Genomic DNA, 22824 nt, shown 5'->3' on the forward strand with positions numbered 1-22824 from the left:
AACATTCAAAATTACCAATTAAATCACTAAAACAAGCGCAAATTTATCAAACGGCGAATTTTGTCGACGAACGGTCTACGCTTTCCCAAAACCAGGTGCCGTCAAATCAACGATTGCATCCGATTTCATCACCATCACACGTTCATGGCTTACATTCGTCATATAACCAATGGCAGTCACATCGGCGATCTTCTCTACTTTGGGAAAATCCTCTTGAGAAACCGTAAATACTAATTCATAATCTTCACCCCCATTCAAGGCAGCCGTCAATGGACTCACATTAAATTCCGTGGCAGAAAGATAGGTCTCATCATCTATCGGTATGTTTTTCTCAAAAATACGCGCGCCTAGACCAGAGGCATTACATAAATGAATGATTTCAGAGGCTAATCCATCCGAACAATCAATCATAGAAGTAGGCACCACGCCCAAGTCCCTTAGTTCATGAATGATATCAAAGCGGGCCATCGGCTTCAGTTGACGTAAAACGACATAGCTTTTCCCCTCTAATTCTGGTTTCATATCAGGGTTAGCGAGAAACACTTGTTTTTCTCTTTCCAAAGAATGCAATCCCATCAGCGCCGCACCTAAATCGCCTGAAACACAAAGCACATCATTGGGCTTTGCAGTACCGCGTTGAACTAATTTCTCAGCTTCCGCTACACCCGTAGCTGTCATCGATATAATTAACCCCTGTGGACTAGAGGTTGTATCCCCTCCCACTAAATCCACTTTGTATTCCTCACAAGCTAGGCGAATTCCTTCATAAAGCGCGTCCACCGATTCTACAGAAAAGCGATTACTTAGGCCTAAGCCGATAGTAATTTGAGCAGGAATGGCATTCATCGCAGCGATATCAGAAAGCACAACCGAAACAACTTTAAATCCTAAATGCTGTAAGGGTGTATAACCCAAATCAAAATGAACACCCTCAATGAATAATTCTGTGGTGGTAACTACCTTATTTCCTTTAGGATCTAAAACTGCGGTATCATCTCCTATTCCCAAATCCGTCCAATCCTGTTTATCCTTAAATTGGGAGGCTATATGATTGATTAAACCAAACTCACCAATTTCTCCGATTTCTGTTCTCTTTTCCATATAACACAAAAAGCCGCCACGAGGACGGCTTCAAATTTTACTAATCAAATTAAGGATTTACCAAAGCTAACTTCACAATCGCACTGCTTGCTTTCACATACGCAGTTGTTTGCTGCAGGCTCAATGTTGTCGCCGTAGGAGTTACCAAGATGGTATAAATAATAGTTCCACCTGTACCTGTAGGAGCCCCATCAGCACTAGTCAAACCGTTTAATGTTAAGCTAAGACCATCCGTCGCCACAGTATACGTACCTGTAAAAATCTTCCCATCGAACTCTGTTAATGTCACAGAACCTGCGGTAGATAAATCTAATTTATATTGGGAATAGCCTTGAACAACGTTCGAAGTACTTGATTTTTCGTATTTAGTTACGCCATCCCATTGAGCAGAGCTGACCGTCCACACTTTCTTAACTAAAGTTGCCACGCTAACCGTAGGCGTAGGGGGCGTAGGCGTTGGGGTAGGTGCTGGATCTCCTCCACTTCCACATGCCATCACTGAAATAGTCAATAGTAATAAAATGAGGTGTTTCATCTTTGATTTTTTTGCAGTGTAAAATTAAAAATCTTTCTGAAATAAAGGCGGGTTTGGCCCTTTTTATTTAGCTTCGTATAAAATATGAAGACATATACTCGCGGACAATTAGCCCTCAGAAATGGGCAAGATAAACCTGAGATTTGGGTGGCTTTCCAGGGACTCATTTACGACATGACTCATTCCAAAATGTGGAAAAATGGGAAACATTATGAACATTGGGCTGGTCAAGATTTAACCCCAGAACTCGCAGATGCCCCTCACTCTGACAAAGTATTTGAAAAATTTACGCCCATTGGAATCTTAGCCTAGTATGATATTAATTGTTGAAAGTGGTTCGACTAAAACAGCTTGGAGACTGATAAAGGATCCAGTTTCTCCCTATGAAAGTTTCCATAGTGCGGGCATCAATCCCTACTATCAAAGCGCCGCAGAAATTAAGGAAGCACAAGAAGACGTTTTAGCTGGATTTGCGGGTCTACCTATTCAAGCCATCTATTATTATGGCACCGGAGTAACAAGCGAGGCACAATGTGAGCTAATTGCCGCCGCCTTTCGGCCCTATTTTCCCAGCACCTGTTCGCTAGAAATTCAGAACGACCTCATTGCTGCAGCCCGATCACTTTGTGGCAAAGAGGCTGGGATCGCCTGTATTTTAGGCACTGGATCTAATTCGGGGTATTGGGATGGAGGTCGTATCTCAGCCCAAATTCCACCATTAGGGTTTTGGTTAGGGGACGAGGGAAGCGGTGGACATTTAGGAAAATCCTTACTATTGAGTTATTTGCATGATCAAATGCCTGCTGAGATTCGTTCGGTTTTTGAGAAACGTTTTGGGGTACTGGATCGACTGACAGTTTTAGATAAAGCCTATAAACAAGCTTTTCCTAACCGTTGGTTTGCTGGCTTTTCCAAGTTTTTATTTGATCATCGCCGGGATGCCTTTTGTTATGGTTTGATTGAACAATCATTTGAGGCCTTTATTGCCCTCTATTTAAAACGCTACATGGAAGCACCGGTATTTCATTTTACCGGATCCGTGGCCTTTTATTACTCCGACATCTTAAAACAAGTGATGAAAAAAAAGGGTTTACCTGTTGGACATATCAGTGAGGGACCGATGGCGGGCCTTTGCTTGTATCACAAAGGGGAATTTTGGCCATAAATTCGTAAATTGCATCCATCTTCAGCAGCCTAAGACAACAAACAGAAATAATTGCCTATGACATCGCACATTAAATCCATAGGGACTAAACAAAAAGCACTTCAAATCAATTTAGACCGCAGTATTTACGGTTCCTTCGCGGAAATCGGTGCAGGTCAAGATGTAGCTGCTAATTTCTTCAAAGCAGGTGGTGCTTCAGGCACCATCGCCAAAACGATTTCTGCCTACGACATGGCCTTTTCGGATGCCATTTATGGTGAAGAGGCCTCTGGCAAGTATGTATGCGAGCCGCGTTTAATGAAAATGCTAAACCGCGAATTCAAATTATTGAATGTCCGCTTAACAGAATCTGCTTCTGAGAAACGCTTCTTTGCTTTCGCCGATACCGTTTCTGCGTTAAATTTTCAGAAAACAAATGACGCTCACGGTTGGATTGGACTTCGTTTCCAATTAACTCCGAACGGCGGCTTTAATGATGTGGTCATACACGTCAATATGCTAGATAATGACAATATCCTGCAACAACAGGCTTTAGGGGTGATTGGAGTAAATTTATTATTTGGTTGCTACCATTACCACGAAGATCCCGAGAAATTACTTTTATCTCTGTTAGATGATTTGTCGAAAGATCGGATCGAGATCGATATGATTCGATTTGAGGGTCCGGATTTTAAAGAAGTGGATAATCGCCTAATGTCGCTTTATTTAGTGAAGCACGGGTACACGCAGGCCGCGGTTTTTGGACCGGATGGTAAAGTGATGCAGCCCTATGATGCTTTGGCAAAAAAACACATCGTAGCGGTACGTGGACGTTTCCGTCCTGTGACGAATATCTTCTCGGATATGTTAAAGAAAGGCGTCGCACAGTTCGAGCAAGAGCCCGATGTGGATGATGATAAAATCTGTGTACTATCCGAATTGACGCTGAAAAGCTTAGAGAATGAGACGCACAAGATCGATGAGAAAGACTTCCTTGATCGCGTAGATATCTTGTGTTCTTTAGGCCAAACGGTATTGATCTCGAACTTCCACGAATACTTCAAATTAGTGGACTTCTTAAGTCAATTCTCTAAGTTAAAGATGGCTCTCGTAATGGGTATGCCTAATTTAGAATATATCTTTGAGGAAAAACATTACAAAGACGTTCCAGGTGGAATTATGACTGCTTTTGGTTGTTTATTTGGCCAAAATATCAAATTATATCTCTACCCCACTGTCGCCGAAAATGGAGATATTGTACAGTTAAAGAACTTCGAGCCTGAGACACATTTGAAAGGTTTATTCCAATATCTACTGGACAATGAAAAGTTAGCCGAAATCAAAAATTACGATGAAAAGCTGATGAATATTCGTACAGATCAGGTACTTGAGCTAATTCAAAGTGGAACGGATGAATGGGTTGATTATGTCCCTAAATCGGTCTCAAAACTAATTAAAGAGCATTCGCTCTTTGGCTACCAAGCCTAATAAAAAAGCCCTGATCTCTCAGGGCTTTTTTTTATTTCATTAGATCAATAAACTGATCAAATAAGTAACGAGAATCGTGTGGTCCAGGACTAGCCTCTGGGTGATGTTGCACAGAGAACGCTTTGCGTCCTTTTACGCGTAAACCTTCCACAGTTTGGTCATTCAAATTAATGTGCGTCAATTCTGCTTGATCCGATGACTTCAATTCGTCCATCTTCACGGCAAAACCGTGGTTTTGGGACGTAATTTCTGAAAGACCCGTCACTAAGTTTTTCACTGGGTGATTTAAACCGCGGTGTCCGTTGTGCATTTTGTAGGTAGATAAACCCACCACTTGTGCTAAGATTTGATGACCTAAGCAAATACCAAATACTGGTTTGTCGCTATTTAAGAATTGGGTTACCGTATCTATCGCATACGACATTACGGCAGGATCCCCTGGTCCATTCGAAACAAAGTATCCATCTGGATTCCAAGCGGAGATTTCCGCGAAAGAGGTCTTTGCTGGGAATACTTTTAAATAGCATCCACGCTCTGCGATATTTGACAAGATGCTTCTTTTCACACCTAAATCAAGCACAGCTACTTTGCGTTCCGCCTTCTCATCCCCTAAGAAGTAAGCTTCTTGCGTACATACCTGAGAAGATAATTCTAAACCCTCCATGGATGGAATTTTAGCTAGGGCAGCTTTTAAGGCTGCTTCATCAAAAATTTCTGATGATATCAAGCAGTTCATCACCCCTTTCGTACGAATGTGACGTACTAAAGCACGTGTATCAATACCTGAGATTCCTACGATTCCTGCATTCGCCAAATAGTCTTGTAAAGAACCATCTGCCGTTTCACGTGAGTGAACGCTAGCAAATTCATTACAAACCATACCGGCGATTTGAACCTTGTTCGATTCCGCCTCTTTCTCCTGCATCACCCCGTAGTTTCCGATGTGAGCCGTCGTATTAATGATAACCTGACCAGCGTAGGATGGGTCAGTATAAATTTCTTGATAACCCGTCATACCGGTGTTAAAACAGATCTCACCGCCGTGAGTACCTATTTTTCCTAGTGCTTTCCCGTGGAAAATAGTTCCGTCTTGTAAAAGTAAAACCGCTGGTGTGGACTCGGTAAATCTCATAAAAATCTGTTATAAAATAGGGGTCTAATCCTAATTGCCTAAAAAAAGGGCTTCAACGGAAAGTTGAAGCCCTTTAAAAAAATTGTAAGAGAAAGATTAAGCGTCTTCTCCTTTTTCTTCAGTGGACTCCTCAGTTGCAGGTGCTTCTGGAGCTGCTTCTTCAGCTGCTGGTGCAGCCTCTTCAGCTACAACTTCCGCTGCCGGAGCTTCTTCAACTACCTCTGCAGATGGTGCTTCAGCAGCAGCTACTGGAGCCGCAGCCTCAGTTGCTTTTGCAGCGCCACCACGACGGCTACGACGAGTTTTACCCGCTTTCTCCGCTGATGCAGCTAACATTGTTTCGTTGAAGTCAACTAATTCAATGAAGCAAATTTCTGCGTTATCACCTAAACGATTACCTAACTTGATAATACGTGTATATCCACCTGGACGATTCGCTACTTTCTCAGAAACGATAGAGAACAATTCTTTGATCGCATCCTTATTTTGTAAATAAGAGAATACCACACGACGATTGTTAGTGCTATCTGTTTTTGACTTTGTGATCATTGGCTCTACGTATTTACGTAATTCCTTAGCCTTAGCAACAGTCGTTTGAATACGCTTGTGTAAGATCAAAGATGAAGCCATGTTTGATAACAACGCTGCTCTGTGAGAGGCTGTTCTTCCTAGGTGATTAAATTTTTTACCGTGTCTCATTGTGTTATTTCGTAAGTTAAAAGCTCTTGCGAGCTGCGGTTAGTTTACCTCGCGGCATACCACCTATTACTTTGTTTAAATTATTAATTAATCTTCGTCTAAACGATATTTAGAAACATCCATTCCAAAGGTCAAACCTTTTTCCTCGATCAATTGCTCTAATTCAGTTAATGATTTCTTTCCGAAATTACGGAACTTCATCATATCAGAGATTTCTAATTTCGCTAATTCACCTAATGTGCGAACGTCAGCTGATTTCAAGCAGTTGTAAGCACGTACAGATAAATCTAAGTCGGCTAATGAAGTCTTCAATAACTTGCGCATGTGAAGTAATTCCTCATCTACTACATTATCTTCTTCTGCTTTAGGAGTTTCAAATGTCATTGTTTGATCAGAGAACAACATAAAGTGTTGGATCAAGATATACGCCGCACCTTTCAATGCATCTTCTGGGTGGATTGAACCATCCGTCTCGATATCTAAAACTAATTTCTCATAATCCGTCTTTTGCTCTACACGTGTATTCTCAATGCTGAACTTAACATTTTTGATTGGAGTGTAGATGGCATCGATAGCGATGTGACCGAATGGCAACTCGTTTGCACGAGGCTCATCAGCTGGTACATAACCACGACCTTTTTCGATTACTAAATCAATTTCAACTTCTTTCGAAGAATCTAAATTGCAAATAACCAATTCAGGGTTTAAAATTTGAAAATAAGGAGTGAACTTAGCGATGTCACCGGCAGTGATCGCTGTTTGTCCTTTAATTTTCATAGAAACTTTGTTATCCAAAATTTCTTGTGTCTTCTTGAAACGAATTTTTTTCAAGTTCAAGATGATCTCAGATACATCTTCGTGAACGCCTTCAATGGCAGAAAATTCGTGTAACACACCAGAAATCTTAACGCTTGTGATAGCATATCCTTCTAAAGAAGAAAGTAAGATTCTACGAAGTGCGTTACCAATGGTAACACCGTAACCTTTTTCGAGTGGCTTGAACTCAAATAACCCGTGGAAGTCTGTGGCTTTTTCCATCACAACTTTTTCGGGCATTTGGAATGCTAATATTGACATATTTCGTAGCTTAAAATGATACTGAAAAAACGTTATTGGTACTCTTAATAAACTCTAGCAATCTCGTTAGGAGATTACTTAGAGTATAATTCGACAATTGCTTGTTCGTTGAAGTTTTCAGGAATCTGATCTCTCTCTGGCATAGCAACAAATTTACCTACCAATTCAACACCATCCCACTCTAACCAGTTGAAGTTCTTAGGAGAACGAGCTGCTAAAGAGTTAGATACGACTTCTAGAGATTTTGATTTTGCACGAACACCTACTAATTGTCCTGGACGTAGAGAGTAAGATGGCACATTTACTACTTCGCCGTCTACAATGATGTGTTTGTGAATAACTAATTGACGCGCTGCACGACGAGTAGGAGCAATTCCTAAACGATATACTACGTTATCTAAACGAGCTTCACATAATTTGATCAAGTTTTCACCTGTGATCCCTGCCTTAACAGCAGCTTTGTGGAACAAGTTTTCGAATTGGCGCTCTAAAATACCATAGGTGTATTTTACTTTTTGCTTTTCTTTCAATTGCACTGCGTATTCAGAAACCTTTGAACGTTTTCCTTTACCGTGCATACCTGGTGCATAGTTTTTACGAGCTAATGCTTTGCTCGGACCTAGAATTGCTTCACCGAAACGACGTGCAATCTTGGATTTGGGACCTGTGTATCTAGCCATTTTTTCTTAAAAGTCATTGGACCTCTTATGCCCAATGAAGTAATTAAATTGTGAATAAAAGCGGGGGAAAATAATTACTAATTACCCCTGCATAAAAATTATTAAACGCGACGACGCTTCGGAGGACGACATCCATTGTGAGGCATTGGCGTAATATCTTTGATGATAGAAACTTCAATTCCTGAGTTTTGGATAGTACGGATAGCAGACTCACGTCCAGCTCCTGGTCCTTTTACGAAAACCTCCGCTTTCTTCATTCCTGCTTCAACAGCTACCGCTGCGCAGTTAGATGCTGCCATCTGTGCTGCGTAAGGAGTGTTTTTCTTAGACCCACGGAAACCCATCTTTCCTGCTGATGCCCAAGAGATCACTTGACCTGCTGAGTTAGTAATGGAGATAATAATGTTGTTAAAGGAAGCTTTGATGTGTACTTGACCGTTTTGTTCAACGACAACTACTCTCTTCTTCGCTTTATCTTTTCTTTTTGCTTGTGCCATAATTTGAAATGAAATACGAAGAGGTGTTACCCTCTAGTTATTATTTAGTTACTTTTTTCTTGTTAGCAACTGTTTTTCTACGCCCCTTACGAGTACGTGAGTTGTTCTTAGTGCGTTGACCACGTAATGGAAGACCTTTACGGTGACGTAATCCACGGTAGCAACCAATATCCATCAAACGCTTGATGTTTAATTGAACCTCAGATTTCAACTGACCTTCCGTTTTGAATTCAGCAGCGATGATCGCACGGATAGCGCTAGCCTCCGTATCGTTCCACTCACCAGCTTTCTTGTCAAACGAAACCGCAGCTTTCGTTAAAATTTTTTGAGCAGTGCTACGACCAATACCGAAAATATAAGTCAACGCAATTTCTCCTCTTTTTTTGTCGGGAATATCAACCCCTGCAATACGAGCCATATAGGTAATTAATTGTTGTTATTAATCAATTTAAAATTCTGTCGAATTATCCTTGTCTTTGTTTGAACTTAGGATTCTTCTTGTTGATTACGTAAAGCTTTCCGTGACGACGGATTACTTTGCAATCTGCACTACGTTTTTTGATAGATGCTTTAACTTTCATATTAACTGTATTTATAAAATCAAACCTTAAATTACTTGTATCTGTAAACAATTCTAGCCTTACTTAAATCATAAGGGGACATCTCTAACTTCACCTTATCTCCTGGTAAAATCTTGATGTAGTGCATCCGCATCTTGCCCGAAATGTGTGCAATGACTTGGTGCGTATTTTCCAATTCTACCCGAAACATCGCGTTCGAAAGAGCTTCCAAAATAATTCCGTCTACTTCTATCGAGGACTGTTTGGCCATAATTATTAATTTATATATTCAACAATACTGTTGATGTTTTAATCACTTCTTCAATCGGAGCAAAGGTCGTCAAAATAATCGGGCCTTCTTTCCCTACCGCTACCGTGTGTTCAAAGTGAGCACTTGGCTTGCGATCTTGTGTCCGGATAGTCCAACCATCCTTATCTACTGAGATTTGACGCTTCCCTAAGTTAATCATCGGTTCGATCGCAATGACCATTCCTTCTTTCAACTTAGCTCCTTCCCCGCGGCGACCATAATTAGGAACCTCTGGGCTTTCGTGAAGCTTCTTACCTACTCCGTGACCTACTAGCTCTCTCACGACACCGTATCCAAAAGATTCCGTGTATGATTGAACGGCGAAACCAATGTCGCCTACTCGTTTGCCTGGTGCGGCTTGATTCAAACCTAAATACAAAGACTCTTTCGTCCGTTGTAATAATTGAACTACATCCTCAGCGACATTCCCTATAGCATAGGTATAAGCACTATCGGCGTGGTAGCCATTTTTATAAACTCCTCCGTCTATCGAAATAATATCTCCCTCTTTCAGGATCAATTCTCCCGGTAAACCGTGAACAACCACATCATTCACCGAAATACACAAAGAATACGCATATTTCTGGCTTCCTACTTGGTAGTTCAAAAAGGATGGATGCGCTGCATTATCCTTAATGAATTCGTAAGCGATTTTATCTAGTGCTAAAGTACTCACTCCCGGCTGTATAGCCTTCGCAACTTCAGCGTGACATTTCCCTAGGATTTCGCCATTCTGTCGAATGAACTCTAATTCCGCGGGTGTCTTTAAATAAATCATCTTAGCGATTAATCAATTCAGAACGACCTTTTACTCGACCTGATTGCATTAAACCCTCGTACTTGCGCATCAACAAATAACTTTCTACTTGTTGTAATGTATCTAAAACAACTCCTACCAAGATTAAAAGAGATGTTCCTCCAAAGAAAGAAGCAAATCCTCTCGTCACGCCAAACAAGTTAGCGACAGCAGGAAGAATCGCGATTAACGATAACATCACCGCACCTGGTAAAGTAATACGATCTAAAATAGTCGCAATAAAACCGGCTGTTTCCTCACCTGGTTTCACTCCTGGCACAAAACCTCCACCACGCTTCATATCATCTGAGATTTGAGTCGGGTTAATCGAGATCGCTGTGTAGAAGAACGTGAACACAATGATTAAGAAAGCAAATAATAAATTGTATTGCCATGTCGTGAAATCACCGAAAGCAGAGGCAACCGAAGAAGCAAATTCTGATTTTTCAGCAAACGACTGAGCTACTAATCCTGGGATAAACATCAACGCCTGTGCAAAGATGATTGGCATTACACCTGAAGCGTTTAGCTTCAAAGGAATGTATTGACGCTCGCCACCTACAGCAGTCGCTTTGCTACCCACTACCTGTTTCGCATATTGAACTGGAATACGGCGAACTGCTTGAGTCACCATAATAGCTCCCATTACAACAAAGAACAAGGCAATAATTTCAATGATGAACATCAAAGCACCTGACATTCCACGTGAACCTGCTTCTTGTAAAATAGACGCTGGGAAACGAGAAACGATACCAATCATGATCAACATTGAGATACCGTTACCGATACCTTTATCTGTAATCTTCTCTCCTAACCACATACACAACATCGTACCACCGATTAAGATAGCCACGCCATATAAACGGAATAACGACGGATTTAAACCAGGTACGATCGCATCAGTAGGGATCGTTACTTGTAAGTAAGTAAACGCTTGAGCAGCTGTAACGAAAATGGTTAAGATACGCGTGATTTGATTTAACTTCTTACGACCTGACTCACCATCTTTCTGCATTTTTTGGAAATACGGAAGTGCAATGGTCAATAACTGAATCGCAATCGAAGCAGAGATGTACGGCATGATACCCAAAGCAAATACCGAAGCATTACTTAAAGCACCGCCTGAAAAGATATTTAATAAACCGAAAAGGCCACCCTCTCCTGTTTGTGTTAACTTAGTTGCGTCTACACCAGGCAAAGCAACATAGGAACCTAAACGGAAGAATGCAATGAAAAGAAGCGTATTAATAATACGACTTCTTAACTCCTCGATTGAGAAAATATGCTTGAAAGTTGTTATTAACTTGTTCATTCGATTAGAATAGAGGATTAACCAACAATTGCTTTACCGCCAGCTGCTTCAATAGCAGTTTTAGCAGCACCTGAGAAACCTTTCACAGTAACTTCTAAAGCAGATGTTACAGATCCACGAGATAAGATTTTCACTAAGTCAGACTTAGATACTAATCCATTCGTATAAAGTGTTTCAAAAGTGATCACCTTAGTTCCAATTGCGTCAGCTAATGCTTGCAATGTATCTAAGTTGATTGCTTTGTATTCCACACGGTTGTGGTTTTTAAAACCAAACTTAGGAACACGACGTTGTAATGGCATTTGACCACCTTCAAAACCTCTCTTACGAGAATAACCTGAACGTGATTGAGCACCTTTGTGACCACGAGCAGAAGTTCCGCCTAAACCAGAACCTTGACCACGACCAACTCTTTTTCTAACTTTTACTGAGCCTTCTGCAGGCTTTAATGACGATAATTTCATTCTAATTGGGGCTTAGCGCTGCTGTTGCCAGCAACTCGCATGTTAATTAAATATTTTCAACTACAATTAAGTGGTTTACGGCACGAATCATACCCGCAATCGCTGGATTCAATTCTACCTCAACACTCTTACGGATTTTACCTAATCCTAAAGCTGCGATCGTACGTTTTTGTACTTCAGGGCGCTTAATTGCACTTTTAACTTGAGTAATTTTAACTTTAGACATTGTATGTTCTATTAGAGAGGCTTACGCGCTCTGATTATCCATTAAATACTTTAGCAACAGAGATTCCACGTTGGAAAGCTACTGAGTGTGGAGCTCTCATCTTCACTAATGCATCGATGGTTGCCTTCACTACGTTGTGTGGGTTAGATGAACCTTTAGACTTAGCTAAGACATCATGAACACCTACTGATTCTAACACAGCACGCATCGCACCACCGGCGATCAATCCTGTACCCGGAGCAGCTGGCTTGATTAAAACGAAACCACCTGAGAATTTACCTAATTGCTCGTGAGGAACCGTGTTCTTCAACAAAGGAATTTGGAATAAGTTTTTCTTAGCGTCTTCGATACCTTTCGTGATAGCGTCAGTTACCTCGTTTGCTTTTCCTAAACCATATCCTACGATACCAGCACCGTCACCTACGACAACGATTGCTGAGAAACTAAAACGACGACCACCTTTAACTACTTTTGCAACACGGTTGATGGCTACTACTTTCTCCTTCAACTCACCTTCGTTAACCTTTATTGGTTTTGCTTGTAAATGCGACATATCTATTTCTTAAAATTGTAAGCCACCCTCGCGAGCACCTTCAGCTAATGATTTAATTCTTCCGTGATACAAATAACCGTTACGGTCAAAAACTACTTTCTCGATTCCAGCCGCTTTCGCCTTTGCAGCGATTGCTAAACCTACTGTCTTAGCAGCTTCAATATTGTTATTCACTTTATCTTTCTTGTAAGATGTAGCTGAGAATAAAGTCTTACCAGCTAAATCATCTACTAATTGCGCATATACTGCAGAATTAGAACGATATACAGTTAAACGCGGACGATCCGCTGTTCCTGCGATCTTAGCACGAATCGCACGTTTAATGCGGGTTCTGCGTAAATTTTTGGTTGTTGCCATTTGTTAACTTGTTTGTGTGGATTTCCGGCCCACGCTTATAATTTATTTTTTACCGCCCGCTTTACCAGCTTTGCGACGTACTTGCTCTCCTTGGAAACGAACACCTTTACCTTTGTATGGCTCAACTGGACGTAACGACTTAATTTTCGCAGCTACTTGACCGATTAATTGCTTATCAATCGAATTCAACGTAACCATTGGATTCTTACCTTTCTCCATTGCAGTTACAATAGATACTTCCGTAGGAATTGCCATGAAAATCGCGTGAGAGTAACCCAAGCTTAATTCTAAAATATTTCCTTGATTTGCGGCCTTGTATCCAACCCCGATGATTTCCAATACTTTCGTATAACCTTCACTCACACCCACGACCATATTGTTGATCAATGAACGATATAAACCGTGCATCGCTTTGTGACGTTTTTGTTCTGTCGGACGAGCCACAGTTAAAACACCCTCTTCAATAGCAATGATCATATCTTGATCAACTTGTTGTGACAAAGTTCCCTTAGGACCTTTTACTGTCACTAAATTACCAGCACTTACATCTACAGTAACTCCTGCAGGGATGGTGATAATCTTCTTTCCAATTCTTGACATTAGACTTTAATTATAGCTTAAATTTCGAGATCGCTCCCCTTTCAGCGTGAAACAATTATTAATATACGTAACAAAGTACTTCTCCACCTACGTGTAAAGTACGAGCCTCTTTATCTGTGATTACTCCCTTAGAAGTAGACAAGATAGCGATACCCAATCCGTTTAATACGCGTGGTAACTCTTCAGCACCATTGTATTTACGAAGACCTGGCTTAGAGATACGAGTCAAATTAACGATAGCAGGCTGCTTCGTAACTGAATTGTATTTCAACGCGATTTTGATGGTTCCCTGTACGGATGAATCATCGAATTTATAGTTTGAAATGTATCCTTTATCAAAAAGTACTTTCGTAATTTCCTTTTTAATGTTGGAAGCAGGAATTTCAACTACCCTATGGCGTGCCTTCAAGGCATTTCTCAATCGGGTTAAATAATCTGCTATTGGATCTGTCATTGTTTTTAAATTTGCCGCAGGTCTTTTAAAATGGGCCTGCAAAATTACAAAAATGAATTTAATTAATCAAATAATATTACCAGCTTGATTTCGTTACACCTGGAATCAAACCATTGGATGCCATTTCACGGAACGTAACACGGCTAATACCGAACTTACGCATATATCCACGAGGACGTCCTGTTAATTTACAACGGTTGTGTAAACGTACAGGAGATGCATTTTTTGGAAGTTTATCCAATCCAACGTAATCTCCAGCTGCTTTTAAAGCTGCGCGCTTCACTGCATATTTTGCAACTGCTGCTTCGCGTTTTCTTTCTCTTGCTTTTACTGACTCTTTAGCCATTTTGTAAAAATTTAAAGGTTTTTATGAAAGCCTAAAGGGCTATTTATTTTTTTTGATTTGCAAAAGGCATTCCAACCGCTGCTAATAAAGCATAAGCTTCTTCATCTGTTCCGGCAGTCGTCACAAACGTGATGTCCATACCAGAGATCTTGCTTACTTTATCGATTGAAATCTCAGGGAAGATGATTTGCTCTTTCACCCCTAAGGTATAGTTTCCACGACCATCAAATCCTTTTTCAGAGATTCCTTTAAAGTCACGTACACGTGCTAAAGAAACTGTTGTCAAACGATCTAAGAATTCGTACATCTTATCTCCACGTAACGTTACTTTAACACCGATAGGCATATCTTCACGTAACTTAAAGTTCGAGATAGCTTTCTTAGAAATCGTAGCAACCGCCTTTTGACCAGCGATTTGTGTGATTTCTTCGATTGCGATATCGATTAATTTTTTGTCCGACACTGCGGCTCCTACACCCTTGTTGATTACGATTTTAGTAATCTTAGGCACTTGCATGATAGACTTGTACTGAAACTTTTCTTTTAAGCTTGGTACAACCTCCTTAACAAAACGTTCTTTTAATCTAGGTACTGCCATTGTAGTATATTTTGTGGATTTCCGACCCACGGTTAAGTTCTAATTATGCGATAAATTTACCAGTCGCTTTAGAATAGCGTTGTAATTTACCTTTCTCGTTCAATTTACGACCTGTACGTACAGGTTTTCCATTTTCTACTACCATTAGGTTAGAGATGTGGATTGAACCTTCACGCTTTTCGATTCCTCCTTGAGGATTAGCTGCAGATGGCTTAACGTGCTTTGTTTGCAAGTTAGCTCCTTCTACGATTGCACGAGATTTTTCAACGATCACCTGAGTGATAACACCTGTTTTGCCTTTCGCATTACCTGCGATCACTTGAACAGTATCTCCTTTTTTAACGTGCAATTTTGCTGGTTTACTTGTATTTTTTTCCATTGTATGATTATTAAATTGGGTTCACCCAATATCTCATCTAATTATAAAACTTCAGGGGCTAGGGAAACAATTTTCATGAATCCTGCATCACGCAACTCACGCGCAACTGGCCCGAAAATACGAGTTCCTCTCGGCTCATCATTTGCGTTTAATAAAACGGCTGCGTTATCTTCGAAACGAATATAAGAACCATCTTTACGACGAATTTCTTTCTTCACACGAACAACTACTGCTCTTGAAACGGTTCCTTTCTTCATACTAGAAGAAGAAAGAGCTGACTTCACAGAAACGACAATTTTATCTCCAATAGAAGCGTATCTTTTGCCAGTACCGCCTAATACGCGAATGACTAAAACTTCTTTTGCTCCAGAATTATCCGCTACACCCAATCTTGATTCTTGCTGTAACATTATATTTGATCTTTAAATTTTAAATTTTGAATAACAATCTTAGAATTATTTCGCTTTAGCGATTACTTCTAATAATCTCCAACACTTGTTTTTAGAAAGAGGACGTGTTTCCATTACTTTCACTGTGTCACCGATTCCGCACTCGTTGTTCTCATCGTGTGCCATCAATTTTGTTGTTTTCTGTACGAACTTTCCGTACAGTGGGTGTTTTACCTTACGGTCAACGGTAATGGTGATAGACTTATCCATCTTGTTACTCACCACTTTCCCAATTCTTACTTTTCTCAGGTTTCTTTCTTCCATGGTTGTTGGATTACTTGTTAAACAATTGGCCGATAGCGTAGTTGAACCGGCCTATTAAAAATTAATACTTATGCTTTTGTTGCCGCGCTTAGAGCAGTTTCTAATTTCGCGATCAATTTACGGTTTTGACGAATACGCATTGGATTTTCAATCGGTGAAATAGCGTGAGCTAATTTCAAACGAGAGATGTTCTCTTGCTCAGCAGCGATCTGCTTCTTTAATTCTTCAACTCCTAATTTTTGTATTTCTGCGTTTTTCATAACAATGTTATTTGGATGTATTAAACTGTAGGTCTAATATCCTATTCTGAATAATCTCTACGAACTACAAACTTCGTACGCATTGGCAATTTCTGTGCCGCTAAACGTAAAGCTTCTTGAGCGATCGCCAAAGGAACCCCTGCCGATTCAAACAAAATAGTTCCTGGACGAACATTAGCTACCCAATATTCTGGAGCACCTTTACCCTTACCCATACGAACCTCTGCAGGCTTCTTTGTAATAGGTTTATCAGGGAAAACACGAATCCAAACTTGTCCTTCACGTTTCATAGCACGGGTTACCGAGATACGAGCTGCTTCAATTTGACGAGCTGTGATACGACCTGGCTCTAAAGATTTAATAGCGAATGATCCAAAATCAATCTCGTGGCCACGGGTTGCAACACCTCTAACGCGACCTTTTTGTTGCTTACGAAATTTCGTTCTTTTTGGTTGTAACATCTTCTTATAAGTCTAATATCTAATTCAAATATATTTTATCGCTTTCCACCACGGCCACGGTTCGCACCGCCAGCACCTGGTTTGTTACGGTCTCCACCTTGATCTGCTCCTTCTGGACGACGGCCACGACCACGGTCATCACCACGTCCACGAGGTCCACGATCACCACCGCGAGAATCCGCAGCAGTTGATTGTAATCCCATGTTTGCATTAGGAGATAAATCTGGCTTACCAAAAACTTCTCCACGGAATACCCATACTTTAATACCGATCTTTCCGTAAACAGTTAAAGCTTCAGAGATAGCGTAATCTACGTCAGCACGAAGTGTGTGAAGAGGAATACGTCCTTCTTTGTATCCTTCAGAACGTGCCATTTCAGCACCACCTAAACGACCTGATAATTTTAATTTAATTCCTTGTGCACCTACACGCATCGCTGACGCGATAGCTTGCTTCATTGCACGACGGAATGAAATACGAGCTTGTAATTGTTGAGCGATAGCCTCACCGATTAATTTCGCATCGATTTCTGGACGCTTAATCTCAAAGATGTTGATTTGAACATCTTTACCAGTGATTTTCTTTAACTCTTCTTTTACTTTATCTACCTCAGCACCTTGCTTACCGATAACCACACCAGCACGAGCTGTGTTGATCGTCAAAGTGATGCGCTTTAAGGTACGCTCAATAATAACCTTTGAGATAGATCCTTTTGGAATACGAGCGGCAACGTACTTTCTGATTTTCTCGTCTTCGACAAGTTTATCAGCGAAAGTTTTACCTCCGTACCAATTAGAATCCCAACCTCTCACGATACCTAATCTTAATCCAATAGGGTTAATTTTTTGTCCCATTTCTTGTTTTATCTAATAGTCTATTATTCTGCTGAACTGGTTACTAAAGCTGGAGCCTCAGAAGAAGCTACTACAATAGTGATGTGATTTGAACGCTTCAAGATGCGGTGACCTCTTCCTTGCGGAGCAGGGCGTAAACGCTTGATCGAAGCACCTCCATCTACGAAAATCGTCTTGATAAACAAGTCAGCTTCCTCAATTTTAGCATCGACATGCTTGTTTTGCCAGTTAGAAACCGCAGAGAGTAATAATTTCTCTATCGATTTAGCACCAACCTTGGGCTCAAATTTTAAGATACCCAACGCTTTGGATACTTTCTGTCCACGTACCATGTCTGCGACAATACGCATCTTCTGCGGCGACGTAGGAACATTTCTTAATTTAGCAATTGCTTCCATTTTCAATATTGATTAAGACCCGAGAGTCTATCTAATTACCTTTTACCTTTGTCTTTTTTCGCCACGTGACCACGGAAGTTACGTGTTGGAGAGAACTCACCTAATTTGTGACCCACCATATTCTCGGTTGCAAAAACAGGGATAAATTTATTCCCGTTGTGAACTGCGAATGTGTGACCTACGAAATCTGGAGAGATCATTGAACGTCTAGACCATGTTTTAATCACGGATTTCTTTCCGGATTCGTTCATAGCCTGAACCTTGTTATCAAGGCGGTAATCAATGTAAGGACCTTTTTTTAGTGAACGTGCCATCTAACTATTTTTTTCTTCTACTGATGATAAGACGATTTGTGTTTTTCTTTGGATTACGAGTTTTCTTACCCTTAGCCAATAAACCGTTACGAGAACGTGGGTGACCTCCTGAAGAGCGACCCTCACCACCACCCATAGGGTGATCGACTGGGTTCATTACAACACCACGAACACGTGGACGACGACCTAACCAACGGTGACGTCCTGCTTTACCTAAGTTCACGTTCATGTGATCCGAGTTAGATACTGTACCGATTGTCGCAAGACAACGAGCAAGTACCATACGCATCTCACCTGAAGGCAATTTCAAGGTTGCATATTTTCCATCACGTGCTAACAATTGAGCGTACGTTCCAGCAGAACGAGCCATTTCAGCTCCTTTACCAGGTTGTAATTCAATTGCGTGCACTAATGTACCTAATGGGATGTTTGCCAAAGGCAATGTATTTCCCACCTCTGGAGCTACTTTCTCTCCTGAGATAACTGTTTGGCCTACCTGGATACCAGCTGGTGCCAAGATATATGACTTTTGACCGTCTGTATACTCAATAAGAGCGATACGAGAAGTACGGTTTGGATCGTATTCTACTGTTAATACCGTTGCAGGAACATCAAATTTCGCACGAGTGAAATCAATCACACGGTAACGACGCTTGTGACCACCACCGATGTAACGCATCGAGCGACGACCATCTGCATTTCTACCACCCGTTCTTTTGATCGGTTCTAGTAAAGGCTTGTACGGTTTGTCCGTAGTAATCTCCTCGAACGTCGGCGCGATGCGGTGACGTTGTCCTGGAGTTGTTGGTTTAATTTTTTTAATTGCTGCCATTTAATTAGTTCAATTTATCGGGATGAACCCCCTTAGTTTTTTTAATTAGATTCCTTGGTAGAAGTCAATTACTTCACCCGGAGCTACTGTTACAATTGCTTTCTTGATCGTAGAAGTACGTCCAGAAGTGACTTTCGTACGTGTAGACTTGGATTTAACTTTTCCAATCTGACGCATTGTTCTCACATCTTGAACATCAACACCGTACATCTTCTTCACCTCTTTGGCAATCTCAATCTTATTTGCTGTCAACTCAACAACAAACGTGTATTGGCCTTTCTCTTGCATGGCTTGCGACTTTTCAGTCAAGGCCGGACGTTTAATAATGCCCATTTTTATTTTCGTTTATAACAGAAAATTTTCTGTCAATTAGTTACTGAATGATGACTCAATTTTTTCAATCGCTGCAGTCGTGATTAACAACTTACCTGCGTTCACTAAATCGTATGTGTTCACATCTCCTGCGGTTGTTACCTTAGTCTTAGGAACGTTACGACCAGATAATACTACATTCTTGTCTACTTCTGGAGTGATCAATAATGTTTTTGTGTTATCTAATTGAAGCGCTTTTAACATCGCTAAATACGCTTTAGTTTGTGGTGTTGCGAAAGAAACTGAATCCAAGATCGCGATATCTCCACTTTGAGCCTTAGCAGCTAAAGCTGATTGGCGAGCCAATGCTTTCACTTTCTTGTTCAATTTGAAGTGGTAATCACGTGGGCGTGGTCCGAAGATACGTCCACCACCTTTCATCAAAGGAGATTTCATTGAACCTGCACGCGCACCACCCGTACCTTTTTGTTTCTTAATCTTGCGAGTCGAGCGAGAAACTTCTGCACGCTCTTTCGCTTTGTGAGTTCCTTGACGTTGGTTAGCTAAATATTGCTTCACATCTAAGTAAACCACATGCTCGTTAGGAACGATACCAAAGATTTCATCAGAAAGAGTAATTTTCTTTCCGGTATCTTTTCCTGCTATGTTATATACTGATAATTCCATGTTTCAGAATGTCTATTGTTTAGGCTAGGCCCAATTTTTAATTTTCAATGATTACGTATGAGTTCTTAGCTCCAGGTACTGATCCAGAAACTACTAATAAGTTTTTCTCTGGATAGATTCTCAAAACTTGAAGGTTTTGAACCTTTACACGATTACCACCTGTACGACCCGCCATGCGTAAGCCTTTGAATACACGAGATGGGAATGAACACGCACCAATTGAACCTGGGTGACGACCGCGGTTATGCTGACCGTGAGTTTGACCACCCACACCGGCAAATCCGTGACGCTTAACAACACCCTGGAAACCTTTACCTTTAGAAGTACCCACTACGTCAACGTAAGTGTCTAGCTCTAACATCTCAACAGTTAAAACATCCCCTAATGCAAGAGGTTGCTCAAACGTGCGAAATTCTACCAATTTCTTCTTGGGAGTAGTATTTGCTTTCTTGAAGTGACCCAACAAAGATTTTGTTGTGTGCTTTTCTTTTTTCTCACCGTAGCCGATTTGAACAGCGTTATAGCCTTCTTTCTCTACAGTTTTCACTTGTGTAACCACACAAGGACCGGCTTCAATTAGCGTACATGGAACAGCTTTACCGTCTTCCATGTATAGGCTAGTCATACCGACTTTTTTACCAATAATTCCTGACATAATATGTTAATATTTAAAATATAAATATGCTTACAAGGCTAACTGGGCTTGTTGTAAGACTTTTATTCAAAATCATCGTTCAACTGAACGTGATATAGGAATCTAAACAATAAAAAAAGCAGAATTGGTATAAGGCGACAAGGTGGGCCCACTGTGGATAACAGTGAAAAAAACACCTTGTGTAGCTTAATATTTAATTAATGGGCTGGGCATTCAACGGTCATTAATCAATACCAGTTCTAACACAAAAATCAAGCTTTCCTCGATTTAAGACCTGTTTGACATGCATTTTATGTGTTTTAAATAAATTCGGGAAGTTCTGCCAACCTCTCTCTGAATAAAAAACTGCGTTTGTCGAACGGGAGTGCAAAGGTAGGAAAAAAAATAATACAAACAAGAGGGTGGGTAAAAATATTTTGAGAATCAAGCAATTAGTCAAATAGTCCGGAGGGAAATAGTCCGGAGGGAAATAGTCCGGAGGGAAATAGTCCGGAGGGAAATAGTCCGGAGGGAAATAGTCCGAAGAGAAATAGTCCGAAGAGAAATAGTCCGAAGAGATGGTAAATGGTTAATGGTGAATAGTAGATTATAAAATCCTCCGGACTCATTCCCTTCGGACTACCTCCGGACTACGGACTCATTCCCTTCGGACTACCTCCGGACTTCGGACTCATTCCCTCCGGACTAAATCGCAACGCGATGACTGCCGCCAGGCCCTAAAATTGGATTTTTCTCATATTACCCCTCGAAAAATCAATAATTGTTTGTATTTTTGGGCTTTAGTTGCTGAAAATCAGGCAGTTTTTATTTATTTCCCAAGAAAAAAAAGCATTATGTCAAGTTTATCCAATCAAACAGGAGTGTTGCACGGAGATGCGGTTCAAGAGTTATTTGAAATCGCTAAGAAAAATCAATTCGCTTTACCAGCGGTTAACGTAACAGGTACAGATACTGTAAATGCAGTATTAGAAGCAGCGAAAGCGGTGAATTCTCCGGTAATCATCCAATTCTCTAACGGTGGTGGTATTTTCTACGCTGGAAAGACGCTTTCTAACGAGAATCAAGCAGCGGCAATCGCTGGTTCGATCTCTGGCGCTTACCACGTTCACCAAATGGCGAAAGCATACGGTGTTCAAGTAGTATTGCACACTGACCACTGCGCGAAAAAATTATTGCCTTGGATCGACGGTTTATTAGATGCTGGTGAGAAATTCTTCGCTGAGACGGGACAACCTTTGTTCTCTTCTCATATGATTGATTTATCTGAGGAACCTTTGGAGGAAAACTTAGAAATCTGCGCAAAATATTTAGAGCGTATGTCTAAAATGGGCATGACGTTAGAAATCGAATTAGGCGTTACAGGTGGTGAAGAAGATGGCGTGGATAACTCTGACGTAGATTCATCTAAATTATATACACAACCGGAAGAGGTGGCTTATGCTTATGAAGTATTGTCCAAAATCTCTCACCGTTTCACGATCGCTGCGGCATTCGGTAACGTACACGGAGTTTACAAGCCGGGTAACGTGAAGTTGCAACCAGTGATTTTGAAGAACTCACAAGAATTCATTAAAGAGAAATATAGCTTAACAGCTGAGAAACCAATCAACTTCGTATTCCACGGTGGTTCTGGTTCATCTCGCGAGGAAATCCGTGAGGCATTATCTTACGGTGCGATCAAAATGAATATCGATACAGATACGCAATGGGCGTTCTGGGAAGGTATCTTAGGATTCTACAAAGCAAATGAGGCTTATTTACAAGGCCAAATCGGTAACCCAACAGGTGACGATTCTCCGAACAAGAAATATTATGACCCACGTGTTTGGTTACGTAAGGGCGAAGAGACTTTGGTGGCTCGTTTAAAAACTGCTTTCGAAGACTTGAACGCGACGAACGCGAATCAATATCTTTAGTCGACAGTCCGGAGGGAGCCGCAGAGCGGCAGTCCGAAAGAAACGAGTCTGAAGGGATTAAGTCCGAAGGGACTGAGTCCGAAGTAAGGAGTCGAAAAGGACTAAACAAAAAGG

General features: G+C 40.9%; 36 protein-coding genes. 4 read left to right on the forward strand and 32 right to left on the reverse strand.

What is annotated here, in order from left to right:
* Positions 1-75: 75 nt before the first annotated feature.
* On the reverse strand, positions 76-1101 hold the full coding sequence (thiL, locus tag SKC37_RS05950; RefSeq protein ID WP_377980613.1) for a thiamine-phosphate kinase: 1026 nt from the start codon (positions 1099-1101) through the stop codon (positions 76-78).
* A 49-nt stretch (positions 1102-1150) separates the two neighbouring features.
* Positions 1151-1636: a hypothetical protein gene (locus tag SKC37_RS05955; RefSeq protein WP_377980614.1), complete on the reverse strand. Its 486-nt coding sequence runs from the start codon at positions 1634-1636 to the stop codon at positions 1151-1153.
* Positions 1637-1720: 84 nt separating this feature from the next.
* Between SKC37_RS05955 and SKC37_RS05960 the strand changes: the two genes are divergently transcribed.
* The 3 genes from SKC37_RS05960 to SKC37_RS05970 are packed head-to-tail and all read left to right on the forward strand — an operon-like array spanning position 1721 to position 4268.
* On the forward strand, positions 1721-1948 hold the full coding sequence (locus SKC37_RS05960; RefSeq protein WP_377980615.1) for a cytochrome b5 domain-containing protein: 228 nt from the start codon (positions 1721-1723) through the stop codon (positions 1946-1948).
* Position 1949: 1 nt separating this feature from the next.
* Positions 1950-2801, forward strand: coding sequence for an N-acetylglucosamine kinase (locus tag SKC37_RS05965; protein ID WP_377980616.1), 852 nt, complete (start codon positions 1950-1952; stop codon positions 2799-2801).
* A gap of 57 nt (positions 2802-2858) precedes the next feature.
* Positions 2859-4268, forward strand: a complete 1410-nt coding sequence (locus tag SKC37_RS05970; RefSeq protein WP_377980617.1) for a TonB-dependent receptor — start codon at positions 2859-2861, stop codon at positions 4266-4268.
* A gap of 31 nt (positions 4269-4299) precedes the next feature.
* Here the strand turns inward: SKC37_RS05970 and carA are convergent, their stop codons facing one another.
* The 30 genes from carA to rplC all read right to left on the reverse strand — a co-directional run bounded on the left by carA (position 4300) and on the right by rplC (position 20794).
* Positions 4300-5400 carry a glutamine-hydrolyzing carbamoyl-phosphate synthase small subunit gene (carA, locus tag SKC37_RS05975; protein ID WP_377980618.1) on the reverse strand — a complete coding sequence of 367 codons (1101 nt, stop codon included), beginning with the start codon at positions 5398-5400 and terminating at the stop codon, positions 4300-4302.
* Positions 5401-5496: 96 nt separating this feature from the next.
* Positions 5497-6099 (reverse strand): 50S ribosomal protein L17, encoded by a 603-nt coding sequence (gene rplQ / locus SKC37_RS05980; protein ID WP_377980619.1) that lies wholly within the window; start codon positions 6097-6099, stop codon positions 5497-5499.
* 87 nt (positions 6100-6186) lie between these two features.
* Positions 6187-7176: a DNA-directed RNA polymerase subunit alpha gene (locus tag SKC37_RS05985; RefSeq protein WP_377980620.1), complete on the reverse strand. Its 990-nt coding sequence runs from the start codon at positions 7174-7176 to the stop codon at positions 6187-6189.
* A gap of 74 nt (positions 7177-7250) precedes the next feature.
* Positions 7251-7856, reverse strand: a complete 606-nt coding sequence (rpsD, locus tag SKC37_RS05990; protein WP_377980621.1) for a 30S ribosomal protein S4 — start codon at positions 7854-7856, stop codon at positions 7251-7253.
* Positions 7857-7957: 101 nt separating this feature from the next.
* The gene (gene rpsK / locus SKC37_RS05995; protein ID WP_130895422.1) at positions 7958-8353 is read right to left on the reverse strand and encodes a 30S ribosomal protein S11; all 396 of its coding nucleotides are present in this window, start codon (positions 8351-8353) and stop codon (positions 7958-7960) included.
* 40 nt (positions 8354-8393) lie between these two features.
* Positions 8394-8771: a 30S ribosomal protein S13 gene (gene rpsM, locus SKC37_RS06000; protein WP_130895423.1), complete on the reverse strand. Its 378-nt coding sequence runs from the start codon at positions 8769-8771 to the stop codon at positions 8394-8396.
* Between the two features lie 46 nt (positions 8772-8817).
* Complete coding sequence (gene ykgO / locus SKC37_RS06005) at positions 8818-8934, reverse strand: type B 50S ribosomal protein L36 (RefSeq protein WP_130895424.1); 117 nt, start codon at positions 8932-8934, stop codon at positions 8818-8820.
* A gap of 31 nt (positions 8935-8965) precedes the next feature.
* Complete coding sequence (gene infA, locus SKC37_RS06010) at positions 8966-9184, reverse strand: translation initiation factor IF-1 (protein WP_127803117.1); 219 nt, start codon at positions 9182-9184, stop codon at positions 8966-8968.
* 10 nt (positions 9185-9194) lie between these two features.
* Positions 9195-10001 (reverse strand): type I methionyl aminopeptidase, encoded by an 807-nt coding sequence (gene map, locus SKC37_RS06015; RefSeq protein WP_377980622.1) that lies wholly within the window; start codon positions 9999-10001, stop codon positions 9195-9197.
* A 1-nt stretch (position 10002) separates the two neighbouring features.
* Positions 10003-11331, reverse strand: coding sequence for a preprotein translocase subunit SecY (secY, locus tag SKC37_RS06020; protein ID WP_377980623.1), 1329 nt, complete (start codon positions 11329-11331; stop codon positions 10003-10005).
* A 17-nt stretch (positions 11332-11348) separates the two neighbouring features.
* Positions 11349-11795, reverse strand: a complete 447-nt coding sequence (rplO, locus tag SKC37_RS06025) for a 50S ribosomal protein L15 (protein WP_377980624.1) — start codon at positions 11793-11795, stop codon at positions 11349-11351.
* 46 nt (positions 11796-11841) lie between these two features.
* Entirely contained in the window at positions 11842-12021 is a 180-nt protein-coding gene (rpmD, locus tag SKC37_RS06030; RefSeq protein WP_223131594.1) for a 50S ribosomal protein L30, read from the reverse strand.
* A 34-nt stretch (positions 12022-12055) separates the two neighbouring features.
* The gene (gene rpsE / locus SKC37_RS06035; RefSeq protein WP_130895429.1) at positions 12056-12574 is read right to left on the reverse strand and encodes a 30S ribosomal protein S5; all 519 of its coding nucleotides are present in this window, start codon (positions 12572-12574) and stop codon (positions 12056-12058) included.
* 9 nt (positions 12575-12583) lie between these two features.
* Positions 12584-12931, reverse strand: a complete 348-nt coding sequence (gene rplR / locus SKC37_RS06040) for a 50S ribosomal protein L18 (protein ID WP_377980625.1) — start codon at positions 12929-12931, stop codon at positions 12584-12586.
* Positions 12932-12973: 42 nt separating this feature from the next.
* Complete coding sequence (gene rplF, locus SKC37_RS06045) at positions 12974-13531, reverse strand: 50S ribosomal protein L6 (protein WP_377980626.1); 558 nt, start codon at positions 13529-13531, stop codon at positions 12974-12976.
* A gap of 58 nt (positions 13532-13589) precedes the next feature.
* On the reverse strand, positions 13590-13985 hold the full coding sequence (gene rpsH / locus SKC37_RS06050) for a 30S ribosomal protein S8 (protein ID WP_130895432.1): 396 nt from the start codon (positions 13983-13985) through the stop codon (positions 13590-13592).
* 76 nt (positions 13986-14061) lie between these two features.
* A complete protein-coding gene (gene rpsN / locus SKC37_RS06055) occupies positions 14062-14331 on the reverse strand; it encodes a 30S ribosomal protein S14 (RefSeq protein ID WP_130895433.1) in 270 nt (89 codons plus the stop codon).
* 43 nt (positions 14332-14374) lie between these two features.
* Positions 14375-14929 (reverse strand): 50S ribosomal protein L5, encoded by a 555-nt coding sequence (rplE, locus tag SKC37_RS06060; RefSeq protein WP_130895434.1) that lies wholly within the window; start codon positions 14927-14929, stop codon positions 14375-14377.
* A gap of 43 nt (positions 14930-14972) precedes the next feature.
* Entirely contained in the window at positions 14973-15308 is a 336-nt protein-coding gene (gene rplX, locus SKC37_RS06065; protein ID WP_130895435.1) for a 50S ribosomal protein L24, read from the reverse strand.
* A 41-nt stretch (positions 15309-15349) separates the two neighbouring features.
* Positions 15350-15718, reverse strand: coding sequence for a 50S ribosomal protein L14 (gene rplN, locus SKC37_RS06070; RefSeq protein WP_377978501.1), 369 nt, complete (start codon positions 15716-15718; stop codon positions 15350-15352).
* A 45-nt stretch (positions 15719-15763) separates the two neighbouring features.
* The gene (gene rpsQ / locus SKC37_RS06075; RefSeq protein ID WP_130895437.1) at positions 15764-16021 is read right to left on the reverse strand and encodes a 30S ribosomal protein S17; all 258 of its coding nucleotides are present in this window, start codon (positions 16019-16021) and stop codon (positions 15764-15766) included.
* A 68-nt stretch (positions 16022-16089) separates the two neighbouring features.
* Positions 16090-16281: a 50S ribosomal protein L29 gene (gene rpmC, locus SKC37_RS06080; RefSeq protein WP_130895438.1), complete on the reverse strand. Its 192-nt coding sequence runs from the start codon at positions 16279-16281 to the stop codon at positions 16090-16092.
* A gap of 41 nt (positions 16282-16322) precedes the next feature.
* Positions 16323-16742 carry a 50S ribosomal protein L16 gene (gene rplP / locus SKC37_RS06085; RefSeq protein WP_377980627.1) on the reverse strand — a complete coding sequence of 140 codons (420 nt, stop codon included), beginning with the start codon at positions 16740-16742 and terminating at the stop codon, positions 16323-16325.
* A gap of 35 nt (positions 16743-16777) precedes the next feature.
* Positions 16778-17596: a 30S ribosomal protein S3 gene (gene rpsC, locus SKC37_RS06090; protein WP_130895440.1), complete on the reverse strand. Its 819-nt coding sequence runs from the start codon at positions 17594-17596 to the stop codon at positions 16778-16780.
* Positions 17597-17619: 23 nt separating this feature from the next.
* On the reverse strand, positions 17620-17994 hold the full coding sequence (gene rplV, locus SKC37_RS06095; protein WP_130895441.1) for a 50S ribosomal protein L22: 375 nt from the start codon (positions 17992-17994) through the stop codon (positions 17620-17622).
* A 35-nt stretch (positions 17995-18029) separates the two neighbouring features.
* Entirely contained in the window at positions 18030-18308 is a 279-nt protein-coding gene (rpsS, locus tag SKC37_RS06100) for a 30S ribosomal protein S19 (RefSeq protein WP_130895442.1), read from the reverse strand.
* A 4-nt stretch (positions 18309-18312) separates the two neighbouring features.
* The gene (gene rplB / locus SKC37_RS06105) at positions 18313-19140 is read right to left on the reverse strand and encodes a 50S ribosomal protein L2 (protein ID WP_377980628.1); all 828 of its coding nucleotides are present in this window, start codon (positions 19138-19140) and stop codon (positions 18313-18315) included.
* Positions 19141-19185: 45 nt separating this feature from the next.
* The gene (rplW, locus tag SKC37_RS06110) at positions 19186-19473 is read right to left on the reverse strand and encodes a 50S ribosomal protein L23 (protein ID WP_223131599.1); all 288 of its coding nucleotides are present in this window, start codon (positions 19471-19473) and stop codon (positions 19186-19188) included.
* A gap of 36 nt (positions 19474-19509) precedes the next feature.
* Positions 19510-20139 (reverse strand): 50S ribosomal protein L4, encoded by a 630-nt coding sequence (rplD, locus tag SKC37_RS06115; RefSeq protein WP_130895445.1) that lies wholly within the window; start codon positions 20137-20139, stop codon positions 19510-19512.
* A gap of 37 nt (positions 20140-20176) precedes the next feature.
* Positions 20177-20794 carry a 50S ribosomal protein L3 gene (rplC, locus tag SKC37_RS06120; protein WP_130895446.1) on the reverse strand — a complete coding sequence of 206 codons (618 nt, stop codon included), beginning with the start codon at positions 20792-20794 and terminating at the stop codon, positions 20177-20179.
* A gap of 833 nt (positions 20795-21627) precedes the next feature.
* Here rplC and fbaA point away from each other — a divergent pair.
* Entirely contained in the window at positions 21628-22710 is a 1083-nt protein-coding gene (gene fbaA / locus SKC37_RS06125) for a class II fructose-bisphosphate aldolase (protein WP_130895450.1), read from the forward strand.
* Positions 22711-22824 lie beyond the last annotated feature (114 nt).

This window comes from Aquirufa esocilacus (assembly GCF_042715595.1).
In the GTDB taxonomy this organism is placed as follows: Bacteria; Bacteroidota; Bacteroidia; order Cytophagales; family Spirosomataceae; genus Aquirufa; species Aquirufa esocilacus.